General features: G+C 70.7%; 10 protein-coding genes. 7 read left to right on the top strand and 3 right to left on the bottom strand.

Features of this window, described 5'->3' with window-relative positions:
- Positions 1–35 precede the first annotated feature (35 nt).
- The gene (locus IF651_RS12940) at positions 36–4,037 is read left to right on the top strand and encodes a DUF5979 domain-containing protein (RefSeq protein ID WP_191829553.1); all 4,002 of its coding nucleotides are present in this window, start codon (positions 36–38) and stop codon (positions 4,035–4,037) included.
- Between the two features lie 305 nt (positions 4,038–4,342).
- Here IF651_RS12940 and IF651_RS12935 read toward each other — a convergent pair whose 3' ends face one another.
- Positions 4,343–5,434 (bottom strand): inositol-3-phosphate synthase, encoded by a 1,092-nt coding sequence (locus IF651_RS12935; protein ID WP_191829552.1) that lies wholly within the window; start codon positions 5,432–5,434, stop codon positions 4,343–4,345.
- Positions 5,431–6,129, bottom strand: coding sequence for a helix-turn-helix transcriptional regulator (locus IF651_RS12930; protein ID WP_191829551.1), 699 nt, complete (start codon positions 6,127–6,129; stop codon positions 5,431–5,433). Before IF651_RS12930 ends, IF651_RS12935 begins: the two co-directional genes overlap by 4 nt.
- Before the next feature lie 358 nt (positions 6,130–6,487).
- Between IF651_RS12930 and IF651_RS12925 the strand changes: the two genes are divergently transcribed.
- From IF651_RS12925 to rplI, 5 genes are all read left to right on the top strand, one after another.
- The gene (locus tag IF651_RS12925) at positions 6,488–8,956 is read left to right on the top strand and encodes a transglycosylase domain-containing protein (protein WP_191829550.1); all 2,469 of its coding nucleotides are present in this window, start codon (positions 6,488–6,490) and stop codon (positions 8,954–8,956) included.
- 182 nt (positions 8,957–9,138) lie between these two features.
- A complete protein-coding gene (gene rpsF / locus IF651_RS12920; protein ID WP_191829549.1) occupies positions 9,139–9,429 on the top strand; it encodes a 30S ribosomal protein S6 in 291 nt (96 codons plus the stop codon).
- A 160-nt stretch (positions 9,430–9,589) separates the two neighbouring features.
- Positions 9,590–10,129, top strand: coding sequence for a single-stranded DNA-binding protein (locus tag IF651_RS12915; RefSeq protein ID WP_191829548.1), 540 nt, complete (start codon positions 9,590–9,592; stop codon positions 10,127–10,129).
- A 101-nt stretch (positions 10,130–10,230) separates the two neighbouring features.
- Positions 10,231–10,467, top strand: coding sequence for a 30S ribosomal protein S18 (gene rpsR / locus IF651_RS12910; protein ID WP_069386010.1), 237 nt, complete (start codon positions 10,231–10,233; stop codon positions 10,465–10,467).
- Between the two features lie 14 nt (positions 10,468–10,481).
- Positions 10,482–10,931 carry a 50S ribosomal protein L9 gene (rplI, locus tag IF651_RS12905; protein ID WP_191829547.1) on the top strand — a complete coding sequence of 150 codons (450 nt, stop codon included), beginning with the start codon at positions 10,482–10,484 and terminating at the stop codon, positions 10,929–10,931.
- Between the two features lie 108 nt (positions 10,932–11,039).
- Here rplI and IF651_RS12900 read toward each other — a convergent pair whose 3' ends face one another.
- Positions 11,040–12,383 carry an MATE family efflux transporter gene (locus IF651_RS12900; RefSeq protein WP_338403946.1) on the bottom strand — a complete coding sequence of 448 codons (1,344 nt, stop codon included), beginning with the start codon at positions 12,381–12,383 and terminating at the stop codon, positions 11,040–11,042.
- A gap of 336 nt (positions 12,384–12,719) precedes the next feature.
- Here IF651_RS12900 and dnaB point away from each other — a divergent pair, with 336 nt between their 5' ends.
- Positions 12,720–14,087 (top strand): replicative DNA helicase, encoded by a 1,368-nt coding sequence (dnaB, locus tag IF651_RS12895; protein ID WP_206715331.1) that lies wholly within the window; start codon positions 12,720–12,722, stop codon positions 14,085–14,087.
- The last annotated feature ends 140 nt before the right edge of the window (positions 14,088–14,227 follow it).

Here is a 14,227-nt window from a genome sequence, read left to right as displayed (position 1 = left end):
TGTGACGGGCAGCGAGGCACGAGGAGAAGCACCGGATGACGAGTGCACCGGACCGACCGCGGCACGCACGCGCCGTCGCGCGCAGCGCGGTCCACCGGGCCCGGCCCCGCGTCGCCGCGCTGGTGGCCCTGAGCCTCGCGGCGGTCGGCATCGCGGGCGGGCTGCCCGGCACGGTCGCCCCGGCGGTCGCCGCCGACGGGTCCGTCTCCGGCACGGTGTTCCACGACTTCGACTCCGACGGGCTCCTGGACACGACGGTCGCGCCGGGCGTCCCGGTCGATCGCGGCATCGGTGGGGTGCTCGTCACGGCGGTGGACCGGGACGAGACCGTGGTCGGGACGGCGACGTCGGGCGCGGACGGCACGTACGACGTGACGGTGACGGGCGCGGACACCGACGAGATCCGCCTCACGTTCTCCGACCTGCCCGCGGGGTACCACCCGTCGTACTCCCTGCTCGCGGCGGACGGGTCGGGCACCTACAGCCGCAGCGACGTGCAGCTCGTCACGATCGGCGACACGGACGCGGACTTCGGGATCAACGCGCCGGGAGACTTCTCGTCCGCGGGCACCGACACCCCCGTGGTGAGCGCGATCCACTACGCGGGCACGCGCGACAACCCGTACGCCGCGACCTGGCAGTCCCTCGTGGTCTACCCGTGGCAGGACCAGTACACCGACGTCTCGCAGGCCCCGGCGTTCAACCTCGAGCCCGACCCCGCGAGCCCGGACCGCGTCTCCAGCTATCTCCGCAACGGTGTCGTCCTCGCCCAGACCCAGGACACGGGCGCCCTGTGGGGGATGGCCACGCAGCGCAGCACCGGTGACGTGCTCGCGGCCGCGCTGCTCAAGCGCCACACGGACCTCGGGCCGCTCGGTATCGGGGGGATCTACCGCGTCCCCGACGTCATGGACCCGGGCACCGGGCTCGTCGGCACGCCCGGCGCGGTCGAGCAGTGGCTCGACGTGTCGACCCTGACCGACGTCGCGCCCCCCGGGCTCGACCTCTCGCCCGTGGGCCGGCCGATCACGGACGACCCGAACAACCCCGGCCTCGACCCGACCGGGTACGAGTGGGCGGGCAAGGTCGGCATCGGCGGCATGGCGGTGAGCACCGACCAGACCCTGCTGTACGCGATGAACCTGTACAGCAAGCAGCTGCTCGTCATCGACATCGCGAGCGCGTCGCTCGTCGACGAGATCGACCTGGGCCTGGGTGACGACGACCGCCCCTGGGCCGTCGAGGTCCACGACGGACAGGTGCTCGTCGGCCACGTCAGCGGCACGACCGCACCGACGAGCGCGATGACGAGCGTCGTGCGCAGCGCACCGGAGACCGACCTGGCTTCGCTGGCCACGGCCCCGGCCGCCCTCACGATCGGCATGGACTACCTGAACGGGCTGCCCTGGGAGCGCCCGGGCCGGTCGTGCACGGACACGTCACCGCCGTCGGCTCCGCCGGACCCGGTCGAGGTCTGCCTCTGGCACCCGTGGACGGACACGTTCGACGCGACCGGCTGGGGGATCGAGAACGAGGGCGCCGAGGGCGTCGCGCACGCGCAGCCGATCCTCAGCTCGATCGACTTCACCGCGGACGGCGAGCTCGTCGTCGGTCTCCAGGACCGCTTCTCCCTGCAGATGGGTGCGGACTACTACGGGCCTGGCGGCGAGACGAACGGCACGGGCGGCGGCTTCACCGCCTACAGCAACGGTGACACGCTGATCGCCGCGCCCGACGGCGCGGGCGGGTTCACGCTCGAGAGCGCGGGATCGATCCCCGGGAAGTCGACCGCTCCGGGAGGTCGTGCGGAGGGCCCGGGTGGCGGCGAGTTCTTCGAGGACACGAACGTCTACTCGGCCCAGTGGCAGGACCCGGACTACGTCAGCATCCCGCCGGTCCACCACGAGACGACGACGGGAGCGCTGGCGACGATCCCCGGCGTCGACCAGATCCTCTCGACGGCCTACGACCCGGGCGGCGAGTACCGGACCAACGGGTTCTCCTGGTTCAGCACGGACGACGGCTCGCGCGCGGACGCCCGCATCATCTCCGGTCCGGAGACCGGTGCCTCCGTGAAGAAGGCCGGTGGGCTCGGCGACGTCGCCACCCTGCTCCCGCTCGCGCCGCTGCAGATCGGGAACGTGGTGTGGTTCGACGCCGACCAGGACGGTCGTCAGGACGCCGACGAGCCGCCCCTGCCCGGGGTCACCGTCAACCTCCTCGACCCCCAGGGGGCGACGATCGCCACCTCGACGACGGACGCGAACGGGCAGTACTACTTCGCGACCGACGACCCCGCCATCGAGGGCTTCGACCCCGACGGCGGGGACTACACCGTCGAGTTCGTCGCACCGACCACCGGCGACGTGTTCGCCGCGAACGACCCGTCGTTCGCGACGTTCGGGGCGGTCCCGTGGACGGAGGCCGCGCTCACGGTCCAGGGACCGACCGACGACCGAGGTCCCGAGGACCAGGTGGACTCCGACGCGGACCAGGCGACCGGGCAGGTCGTCTACACCGCCGGCTCGCCGGGCCACAACGACCCGACCATCGACGCCGGCTACGTCGCCGACGTGTCCACGAGCGTCGAGAAGGTCGTGGAGAACCCGGACGACCTGTACGTCGACCCGGACCAGGAGTTCACGATCGAGGTGCAGGCGCGGGACTTCCGCGGCGACCCGCTCGGGTCCGACCCGTTCCAGACCGTGACCCTCGCCGACGGCGAGAGCGCGGACGTCCCCGAGTCGCCGAGCACGCTGCCGGCGGGTGCGCAGATCCTGGTCACCGAGCCGGACGTGGACCCGAGCTACGAGGTCACGATCGAGCCGGACGACTGGTTCCTCGTCGACGGGAGCTCGACCGACACGACGGTGACGGTGACGAACACGCGCGTGCCGTCGTCGGGCTTCGACATCACCAAGGAGCTGACGGACACCGGCGGCCTGGTACCCCCGGACACCGAGTTCACCGGGACCTGGGTCTGCACGTACCCGGACGCGGGCACCGAGGTCGGCAGCGGGACGTGGTCCGTGACGGCCGGGGAGACGGCGACGGTCGCGACGGACATGCCCGTCGGTGCGACGTGCACGGTGACGGAGGACCCGCCGACGGACGTGGACGACGGCGAGTGGGTGGACCCGGTGGTCTCGGACCCGATCGTGATCGGAGCGGGTGACGCCGACCCGATCCCGCTGGTGACGGTCGACAACGAGCTGGACGCGGACGCGACGGGCTTCGCGATCACCAAGAACCTGACCGACGACGGGAGCCTGGTCCCGGACGGGACCCAGTTCACGGGGGAGTGGGTGTGCACCTACCCCGACGCGGACACCGAGGTCGGGTCGGGCGACTGGACGCTGATCGCGGGGGAGACGGTCACGGTGGCGACGGACCTGCCGGTGGGCTCGGTCTGCACGGTCACGGAGGACCCGCCCGCGGACCAGGCCGGTGGCGACTGGGTGGACCCGGTCGTCAGCGCCGAGGTGACGCTGGGCGTCGCGGCGAACGACCCGGTCCCGGTGGTCACGGTGGACAACGAGTTCACGCCGGCCGCCGCGGGCTTCCGGATCGCCAAGTCCCTGACCGACGACGGCGACGTGGTCCCGGCGGACACCGTGTACTCCGGGACGTGGCAGTGCACAGATCCCGAAGGTGTCGTGACGGACGGCACGTGGTCGCTCGAGGCGGGCGAGAGCACCGAGACGTTGGCTGCGGACCTGCCGGTCGGCACCGAGTGCACGGTCTTCGAGGACCCGGCTCCCGACGTCGACGGGGGTACCTGGGAGGACCCCGTGATCAGCGGCACGATCACGCTCAGCGGAGCGGGCGACGCCGACGGGATCGTGCAGGTGGCCGGTGTGGCGAACGAGTTCACCCCGAAGCACCCGCCGACGCCCACCCCGACCCCGACGCCCACCCCGGGTCCGGGGCCGCTGCCCGCGACGGGAGCGGACGTGATCGCCGTGGCGGGCGCGGCACTGCTCCTGGTCCTGCTCGGCGCGGGCGGGGTCCTGCTCGCCCGCCGCAGGCACTCGTAGTCCCGCCGCACCAGCGCCGCCCGCGACGCGAGCGGCCAGGTTCAGCCCTCGACCCCTGCTGCACTCGGGATCAGCGCCTGATCCTCATGGTCGCGCTGATCCTGCGCTGCGCGACGGCCGAGGGCCCGGCGAAAAGCATGCCGGGCCGACGGCCGAGGGCCCGGCGAAAAGCATGCCGGGTCCTCAGCCTCTGCTGCACTCGGGATCAGCGCCTGATCCTCATGGTCGCGCTGATCCTGCGCTGCGCGACGGCCGAGGGCCCGGCGAAAAGCATGCCGGGCCCTCAACCTCTGCTGCGCTCCGGATCAGCGCTCCACGTCCCCGGCGATGAAGGACTCCAGCTGCGCCCGGCCCTTCGTGTCCTCCATCTGGACCGGCGGGGACTTCATGAAGTACGTCGAGGCCGAGAGGATCGGGCCGCCGACGCCGCGGTCCTTGGCGATCTTCGCCGCGCGGACCGCGTCGATGATGATGCCGGCGGAGTTGGGGGAGTCCCAGACCTCGAGCTTGTACTCAAGGTTCAGCGGGACCTCGCCGAACGCGCGGCCCTCGAGGCGGACGTACGCCCACTTGCGGTCGTCGAGCCACGCGACGTAGTCCGACGGGCCGATGTGGACGTTGCGGTCCTCCTTCTTGCCGGCGAGAGCGCCGGTGAGGTTGGAGGTCACGGCCTGCGTCTTCGAGACCTTCTTCGACTCCAGGCGCTCGCGCTCGAGCATGTTCTTGAAGTCCATGTTGCCGCCGACGTTGAGCTGGTACGTGCGGTCCAGCACGACGCCGCGGTCCTCGAACAGCTTCGCGAGCACGCGGTGCGTGATCGTGGCGCCGACCTGCGACTTGATGTCGTCGCCGACGATCGGCACGCCGGCCTCCTCGAACTTCGCGGCCCACTCCGGGTCGGACGCGATGAACACGGGGAGCGCGTTGACGAACGCGACGCCCGCGTCGATCGCGCACTGCGCGTAGAACTTCGCCGCGGCCTCGGACCCGACCGGCAGGTAGCAGACCAGCACGTCGGCGCGGGACTCGCGCAGCGTGGCGACGACGTCGACCGCCTCGGCCGTCGACTCCTCGATCGTCTCGGCGTAGTACTTGCCGATGCCGTCGAGCGTCGGGCCCCGCTGGACCGTCACGCCGAGCGGCGGGACGTCAGCGATCTTGATGGTGTTGTTCTCGGAGGCGTTGATCGCCTCGGAGAGGTCGAACCCGACCTTCTTCGCGTCGACGTCGAACGCCGCCACGAAATCCAGGCTCGACACGTGGTAGTCGCCGAACTGGACGTGCATGAGGCCCGGCACGGTGCTGCCCGGGTCGGCGTCACGGTAGAAGTGGACGCCCTGCACGAGGGACGATGCGCAGTTGCCTACGCCGACGATGGCGACGCGGATGGAGGTCATCCTCGCTCCTTGGTTCTCGAAGTTCCAGGGTCCTCGGGACGCCGTGCGCCGTCGGGCTCCTGTTCTGGTGTGTCCGCGGGGTGCGGGGTGCTGCTGGTTCGTGCGCGGCCGCTCGTACGGGTCTGCCCGTAGGAGCGGTCGCGCTCGGTGGTGATGAGACCGTCGAGCCAGCGCACCTCGCGCTCGACCTGATCGAGTCCGTGGCGCTGCAGCTCGAGGGTGTACTCGTCGAGCCGCTCGCGGGTGCGAGCCGCGGACTCCCTGACCGCCTCCAACCTCTCCGTGAGCCGGATGCGCCGGCCCTCGAGGATGCGGATGCGGGTCTCGGCGTCGGTCTGCGCGAAGAACGCGAACCGGACGTCGAAGCTCTCGTCCTCCCATGCGGCCGGCCCGGAGGAGGCCAGCACGCTCTGGAGCTGTTCCTTGCCGTCCGCCGTCAGCTCGTAGACGATCCGTGCGCGGCGTCCCGACAGGGGGCGCACGGGAGGCGTCGTCGAGGACGCGGGCTGCTCGTTGCCGCTGATCAGTCCACGGGCGACCAGCGACTTGAGCGCGGGGTACAGCGAGCCGTAGGACAGGGCGCGGAACGATCCGAGCATGAGGTTGAGCCGCTTGCGCAGCTCGTACCCGTGCAGCGGCGAGCCGTTGAGCAGGCCGAGGATCGCGGTCTCGAGCACCGGTGTCTTGCTGCGCACGATCCCACCCCCTGCCGTATCGAGGCCGTGTCGAGTCGGCGTCACGCCAGCTCGGTGCGACCCGATGTATCGAGTCGATACATCGGAACAGTAGATCGTCGCGATGCATCGCGCAAACGTCCCTGGTCCACGGCGGGTCCACGACAGGTCCACGGCGAGTCCGCCGCGAGTTGTGAAGGACCCGGGACGCGGCGGCGAATCAATCGGGGACGATCGCGGCGGGCGCGCTCTCGAGCCTTGTCACGGCGGGGTGACGCCCTATTGTTCAGGGTGGTCCGCCGTGTGCGCCCACGCTCGCGCGTGTCGCTGCGCCGCCCGGCGTCGGACCCCGAGCTTGCCCCCCAGAGGAAGGTAGACCGTGGCGCGATCCACGAGGACGAAGCAGGCGACGGCCCCGCGGGGCCGCCGGCGCTTCTTCGACTATCCGCGTTCGCGCGTCCGCGGCTTCCGCCGCTGGCTCCCCTCGTGGCGCGTCGTCGTCGGGGCGATGCTGACCGGCGTGGCGCTCGTCGCGGGCGTCGTCGTCGCCGCGTACTACACGACGGACGTCCCCACGGCCCTGCCGGACATCGACAACCAGACGACCACCGTCTACTGGGGCGACGGCTCCGAGATGGGCAAGTTCGCGGTCGAGGACCGCGAGATCGTCGAGTACGAGACGCTGCCGAAGTACGTGGGCGACGCCGTCGTCGCGTCGGAGGACCGCACGTTCTGGACGAACTCCGGGGTCGACCTCAAGGGCATCGGGCGCGCGTTCCTCAACAACATCCGCGGCGGCGACACGCAGGGGGCGTCGACCCTGACGCAGCAGTACGTCGAGCGGTACTACCTCGACACGACGACCAGCTACGCCGGCAAGTTCAAGGAAGCCGTCCTCGCGATCAAGATCGGTCAGCAGCAGGACAAGGAGGTCGTGCTCGGGAACTACCTGAACACGATCTACTTCGGCCGGGGCGCCTACGGCATCGAGGCCGCCGCCCAGGCCTACTACGGCGTCGACGCGGCCGACCTCACGGTGTCGCAGGCCGCGATGATCTCCGGGGTCATCCCCAACCCGACCAACTGGGACCCGGCGGTCTCGCCCGAGCAGGCCGAGCACCGCTGGGGGCGGTCCCTCGACAACATGCTCGCGGACGGCCACATCGACAAGGCCCAGTACGACGAGGCGAAGGCCGCCGGCTTCCCCGAGGCCAAGGAGTACAAGAAGTCCGACCGGTACGCCGGTCCGACGGGGTACCTGCTCGCGATGGTGCGGGACGAGCTCGTCGAGGAGGGCATCAGCGAGCAGGACCTGGACCAGAAGGGGTACAAGGTCACCACGACCGTCGACCCCAAGATGCAGAAGGCGGCCGTGAAGTCCGCCGAGTCCGTGCCGCGCACCGAGGAGGACGACCCGAACCCTGCGTCCGAGAACGCGCGCACGGCGCTCGTGTCGATCGACCCGGCCGACGGCTCGATCCGCGCGCTCTACGGCGGTGCGGACTACCTCGAGCAGTCGTACAACAACTCGACCATGGGCGCCGCCCAGGGTGGGTCGACGTTCAAGCCGTTCACGCTCGTCGCGGCGCTCGAGGCCGGGCACACGCTCGAGGAGCGGTACGACGGCAACTCGCCGCGGACGTTCCCCGAGGCGAACAACGGCGACGACTGGAGGGTGCAGAACTTCGGCGTCGGGAACGGCTACAGCTGGGGGACCATCGACCTCGCCACGGCGACCGCGAACTCCGTGAACACCGTCTACGCGCAGCTCAACGTCGAGGACGGCCCCGAGAAGACGGCCGAGGTCGCGCACCGGGCGGGCATCGCGGAGGACACGGAGATCCAGTCGAACGCTGCGAACGTGCTCGGGACGGCGACCGTCACCCCGCTCGAGCTCGCGAACGCGTACGCGACGTTCGCCGCGCAGGGCCTGCGGTCGGACCCGCACATCGTGGCCAAGGTCGAGAAGCTCGACGGCAGCCTCGTGCACGAGGGGCCGGGGTCGGACGACCGCGAGCGCGTGTTCGAGGCCGACGACATGGCCGCGGCGACGTACGCGATGACCCAGGTGATCGAGCGCGGCTCGGGCGAGCCCGCGAAGGAGCTCGGTCGTCCGCTCGCCGGCAAGACCGGCACGTCGAACGAGAACAAGTCGGCGTGGTTCGCCGGGTACTCGCCGCAGCTCGCGACCGTCGTCGGGATCTACCAGTCCGGGCCGAAGGGCGAGCAGGAGTCGGTCACCCCGTTCGGCCAGTGGGCGGGCGAGTCCATGACCGGTGGTACCTGGCCGGTGCAGGCCTGGACCCAGTACATGGGTGCTGCCCTCGACGGCATGCCGGTCGAGGAGTTCCCGGCGTACGTCCCGACGCAGCGCGTCCCCCAGCAGGAGCCGAAGACGGAGGAGCCGACCGAGGAGCCCACCGAGGAGCCGGCCGAGGAGCCCACCGAGGAGCCTGAGGAGCCGGAGGACGTCACCGTCCCGGGCGACCTCGTGGGTCGCAGCGTCGACGACGCGCGCGCTGCGCTGGGTGCGCTCGGGCTGGGCGCCCAGGTCACCGAGGAGTTCTCGGACCAGCCGCGTGGCACGGTGATCAGCGCCGGGTCGAGCGGGGGCCAGGTCCCGCCCGGCTCGACCATCGCGCTCGTGGTGTCGAAGGGCCCGGACCCCGCGACGCAGCCCACCGAACCGACCGAACCGACCGAGCCGCCCGCTCCGGACCCGACCGACCCGCCCACCGACGGTGGCGGCGGCGACGACGGCGGGGGAGGCGGCGGCGGCAACGGCGGCGGCAACGGCGGTGGCGGGGGCGATGCCGGTGGCGGCGGGGGCAACGGCGGCACCGGCTGACCGTCTCCGCTGACCCTGATTTTCCGGGGTGCTCGCGCAGCGAGTACCCTGGGGAGCTGCTGACCCGCGAGCCGCGGTGTGCCCACCCGGGGACGCCGCGTCGTCGGGCAGCCTGCAGTGCATGAACCCTCCTGCCACGGAAAGGCCGTGGCCGTGAAGACCAGAGGAGGTGGGTTACCCACATGCGCAAGTACGAGATGATGATCATCCTTGACCCTGAGGTCGAGGAGCGCACCGTCGGCCCGTCGCTCGACAAGTACCTGACGGTCATCAAGACCGACGGTGGGAACGTCGACAAGGTGGACATCTGGGGTCGTCGCCGCCTGGCGTACGACATCGACAAGAAGTCCGAGGGCATCTACGCGGTCGTCGACTTCACGTCGGAGTCCGCGACCGCCAAGGAGCTGGACCGTCAGCTCGGCCTGAACGAGGCTGTGCTGCGGACCAAGATCCTGCGCACGGACGCTCGCTGAACCTCCCCCCGCCCCTGCTCGGCACGCCCTGCTGATCGTGTGCCCGCACGCCCTCGCGCGTGTCGGTGCCGCGTGATGGGATGAGCCGACGCGAGAGCAGCACGAGCCACGCGACAGCCGCGACAACGACGCACGACGCACACAGGAACGAGGAGCTGGCATGGCAGGTGACACCGTCATCACGGTGATCGGCAATCTGACCGCTGACCCGGAGCTGCGCTTCACCCCATCGGGTGCAGCAGTGGCCAGCTTCACGGTGGCGTCGACGCCGCGGACCTTCGACCGTCAGACGAACGAGTGGAAGGACGCGGAGACGCTGTTCCTGCGCTGCTCGATCTGGCGCGAGGCCGCGGAGAACGTCGCGGAGTCGCTGACGAAGGGCATGCGCGTGATCGTGCAGGGCCGCCTCGTCCAGCGTTCGTACGAGACTCGCGAGGGAGAGAAGCGCACCGTCGTCGAGATGCAGGCCGACGAGGTCGGCCCGTCGTTGCGACGTGCCACGGCGAAGGTCACCCGGGCGCAGAGCTCGGGTGGCGGGAACTTCGGCGGTGGCGGCGGTGGCGGCAACTTCGGCGGTGGCGGTGCCTCCGCCGGCGGTGGTTTCAGCGCTTCCGGCGCCGGTCAGCAGAACGACGACCCGTGGGCCACGGCTGGTCCCGCGTCGTCCGGTGGTTCGTTCTCCGACGAGCCCCCGTTCTGACCGGACGCCTTCCCGGATACACACACCCATCCTCGTAGGCCTGTCGCCGCCCGTCGGCGCGGACCGCTCGCGAGGATCGCACCTTGTAGAGGAGCAACACCATGGCCAAGCCTGTGGTGCGTAAGCCCAAGAAGAAGTCCAACCCGCTGAAGACGGCCAAGATCGAGACGGTCGACTACAAGGACACCGTCCTGCTGCGGAAGTTCATCTCCGACCGCGGGAAGATCCGTGCGCGTCGCGTGACCGGCGTCTCCGTGCAGGAGCAGCGCCAGATCGCCCGTGCCGTCAAGAACGCGCGTGAGATGGCCCTGCTGCCGTACACGTCGACGGCTCGCTGAGGAAGGGGAAGAACATGGCAAAGCTGATTCTGACCCACGAGGTCACCGGTCTCGGTGAGCCTGGCGACGTCGTCGAGGTGAAGGACGGGTACGCCCGGAACTTTCTCGTCCCGCGCAAGCTCGCCACGCCGTGGACCAAGGGCGCCGAGTCGCAGGTCTCTGCGATCCGCAAGGCGCGCAAGGCCCGCGAGATCGCGTCGCTCGACGACGCGAAGGCGATCCGTGACTCGCTGCAGGCGAAGACGGTCGTGGTCGAGGCGAAGTCCGGCGCTGCCGGTCGTCTCTTCGGCGCCGTGACGACGGCGGACATCGCGTCCGCGGTCGCCGCGGCCGAGGGCCCGTCGGTGGACAAGCGCAAGATCGAGATCGGCCAGCCGATCAAGTCGACCGGGGACTACACCGTCTCCGTGCGCCTGCACCCTGAGGTCTCCGCGACCGTCACGGTGAAGGTCGTCGCTGCCTGATCCAGCAGTACCCGAAGGCCCGGTGCCGGAGCTCCTCGCGAGCTCCCGGCACCGGGCCTTCGTCATCCCCCCACCCACGTGTCAGCCCCCGGTGAGCCAGGTGTCGTGTCAGGGGGCGGCGCCCGTGGTCATCCAGGTGGTGCCTCGGGCGCGCAGGCCTGTCGTGAGGGCTCGTGCCGCCATGAAGACGCCCGCGAAGGCCAGCCAGAGCCACGCGAGGCCGGGGGCGCCGTCGGGCGCCCAGTGCCGCACGGCGAGCGCGACCGGCGCGTACACGACGAGCGTCACCATGCCCGCCCAGGCGAGGAACCGGCCGTCGCCGGCGCCGATGAGGACGCCGTCGAGCACGAACACCCAGCCCGCCATGGGCATGAGTGCGCCGCAGACCGCCATGCCGAGCGCGACGGCGGTCCGGACCTGCGGGTCCGACGTGAAGAGCAGCGCGAACCACCAGCCGCCCGCGGCCATCACGACGCCGATCACCGCGCCCGCGGCCACGCCCCACTGCAGGGTGCGGCGCAGGACGCCGCGGACGCGCGGGACGTCGCCGGCCCCGAGCCCGAAACCGACGAGCGCCTGCGCCGCGATCGCGAGGGCGTCGAGCGCGAACGCCGCCAGGCCCCACACGGAGGCGACGACCTGGTAGCCGGCGAGCGCGACCTCGCCGAGGCCGGCGGCGACGAACACCGTGAGCAGGATGGCGAGCCGCAGCGAGAGGGTGCGTACGAACAGCGGCGCGCCGGCGCGCGCGTTGGCCCAGATGCCGCCGGTGGCCGGGCGCAGGGAGGCGCCGCGGCGTCGGGCGCCGCGGACGACCACGACGACGAGGACGAGGCCCATCGCGGTCTGGGCGACCGCGGTCCCGATCCCCGACCCGGCGATCCCCAGGCCGAGCCCGTAGACGAGCACGACGTTGAGCACCCCGTTGAACGTCGCCCCGCCCGCTGCGACCCACAGGGGGGTGCGGGTGTCCTGCAGCCCGCGCAGCACGCCGGTGGACGCCAGGACCAGCAGCATCCCGGGCAGACCGAGCGCGGACCAGCGCAGGTAGGTGACGGCATGCTGCCCGACGGCGCCCGCCCCGCCCATCGCGTCCGTGGCCCAGGGCGCGGCGAGCAGCAGCACGAGCGCGAGCACGACGCCGAGGCCCAGCGCGAGCCAGAGCCCGTCGATGCCGGACTGCAGGGCTTCGCGCTCGCGTCCGGCGCCGAGACGGCGGGCGACCGCGGCCGTGGTCGCGTAGGCGAGGAACACGCACAGCCCGACGAGGGTGACCAGCAGGGTGGACGCGAGGGACAGGCCCGCGAGCTGGGCCGTGCCGAGGTGGCCGACGACGGCGGAGTCGACCAGGACGAAGAGCGGCTCGGCCACGAGCGCGCCGAGAGCAGGCAGGGCGAGCGCGACGATCTGGCGGTCGAGCGTCGGCGTGTCGCCGGACTTTCTTTCGTCCACACCCTGAGGGTAGTGAAGGCGCAGGTCAAACCCCGCGCGCGGAGGTGTACACAGGGACATCCGTGCTCTGTCCACAGGGTTATCCACGTTATGTGCACAGGCTGGGACCGTTCGTCCACAGGAACGGGCGGTCTGTCCACCGGTGTGTGCACAGGCTCGTTTGCGGGGCCTGGATGCGGGATCTAGTGTCGCCAGGTCGTGCCTGTCGGGGGTGGGAGGCGCGGCCACCGGGGCGGTCTTGTGGGTGGCCCGCTGTAGAACTGATGTACGACGCGGGCGATGCCCGGGCGTCGGGGCCCTTGTGGGCGTCGGCGGGACCGGGGGGATGAGGGGCGCATGTCGATCGACGAGCTCGAGGAGAGCTACGGGGGACCGGGGCCCACCGGCTTCGACCGCACGCCCCCGCAGGACGTCGCGGCGGAGATGAGCGTCCTGGGCGGCATGCTCCTGTCGAAGGACGCGATCGCCGACGTCATCGAGCAGATCCGCGGCTCCGACTTCTACCGCCCCGCGCACGAGGTCGTCTACGAGTCGATCATCGACCTTTACGGCCGGGGCGAGCCCGCCGACGCGATCACCGTCGTCGCCGAGCTGCAGAAGCGCGGCGAGCTCACCCGCATCGGCGGTGCCCCCTACATCCACGACCTCATGGCCGGCGTGCCGACGGCCGCGAACGCCGGGTACTACGCACGCATCGTGCGCGAGCGGTCCGTGCTGCGCCGCCTCGTCGAGGCCGGGACGCGCATCGTCCAGCTCGGGTACGCGACCGACGGCGGCGACGTCGACGACATCGTCAACAACGCGCAGGCCGAGGTCTACGCCGTGACGGAGCGGCGGACCACCGAGGACTATCTGCCGCTGTCGGACATCATCGGCGGCACCGTCGACGAGATCGAGGCGGCCAGCCACCGCGGCGAGGGCATGGTCGGCGTGCCGACCGGGTTCGCGGACCTGGACCGGCTCACGAACGGGCTCCACCCGGGGCAGATGATCGTCGTCGCCGCCCGGCCGGCCATCGGCAAATCAACTCTAGGAATCGACGTCGTCAGAAGCGCGTCGATCAAGCACAACCTGGCATCCGTGGTGTTCTCGCTCGAGATGAGCCGCAACGAGATCACGATGCGTCTGCTGGCGGCCGAGGCGCGCATCCACCTGCAGAAGATGCGTAACGGCTCGATGGGCGAGGACGACTGGCAGAAGCTCGCCGCGACGATGGGCAAGATCTCCGAGGCTCCGCTGTTCATCGACGACTCGCCGAACATGTCGCTCATGGAGATCCGTGCCAAGTGTCGGCGACTCAAGCAGCGACACGACCTCAAGCTCGTGGTCATCGACTACCTGCAGCTCATGACGTCCGGCAAGCGCGTCGAGTCGCGTCAGCAGGAGGTGTCGGAGTTCTCCCGGGCGCTGAAGCTGCTCGCGAAGGAGCTCGAGGTCCCGGTCATCGCGATCTCGCAGCTCAACCGTGGCGCGGAGCAGCGCACCGACAAGAAGCCTGCAATGTCTGATTTGCGCGAAAGTGGCTCAATTGAGCAGGATGCGGACATGGTCATACTTTTGCATCGCGAAGACGCATACGAGAAGGAGTCGCCGCGAGCTGGCGAAGCGGACCTGATCGTCGCGAAGCACCGTAACGGCCCGACGGACACGATCACCGTAGCGTTCCAGGGTCACTACTCGCGGTTCGTCGATATGCAGGTCTGACTCAGCGTTCCTGGGGTCTGCCCCGAGTTTGGTTGACACCTGATCTCTGAGGTTCCGGCCTCAGGTGGAAGGATGTCCCCGTGGCAAAGCCCTACCCCAAGGAGTTCCGCGACGACGTCGTGGCCGTGGCCCGCAAGGGC

The organism is Cellulosimicrobium arenosum (assembly GCF_014837295.1).
GTDB lineage: Bacteria > Actinomycetota > Actinomycetes > Actinomycetales > Cellulomonadaceae > Cellulosimicrobium > Cellulosimicrobium arenosum.
The sequence above is the reverse complement of the archived record's forward strand: the minus strand, read 5'-3'. Positions and strand labels throughout refer to the sequence as shown.

Bases quoted from the DNA above. Each gene is read 5' to 3' on its own strand.
- rplI (WP_191829547.1), top strand. From the start codon at position 10,482: ATGGCAAAGCTGATTCTGACCCACGAGGTCACCGGTCTCGGTGAGCCT.
- rpsR (WP_069386010.1), top strand. From the start codon at position 10,231: ATGGCCAAGCCTGTGGTGCGTAAGCCCAAGAAGAAGTCCAACCCGCTG.
- IF651_RS12915 (WP_191829548.1), top strand. From the start codon at position 9,590: ATGGCAGGTGACACCGTCATCACGGTGATCGGCAATCTGACCGCTGAC.
- dnaB (WP_206715331.1), top strand. From the start codon at position 12,720: ATGTCGATCGACGAGCTCGAGGAGAGCTACGGGGGACCGGGGCCCACC.
- IF651_RS12935 (WP_191829552.1), bottom strand. From the start codon at position 5,434: ATGACCTCCATCCGCGTCGCCATCGTCGGCGTAGGCAACTGCGCATCG.
- rpsF (WP_191829549.1), top strand. From the start codon at position 9,139: ATGCGCAAGTACGAGATGATGATCATCCTTGACCCTGAGGTCGAGGAG.
- IF651_RS12940 (WP_191829553.1), top strand. From the start codon at position 36: ATGACGAGTGCACCGGACCGACCGCGGCACGCACGCGCCGTCGCGCGC.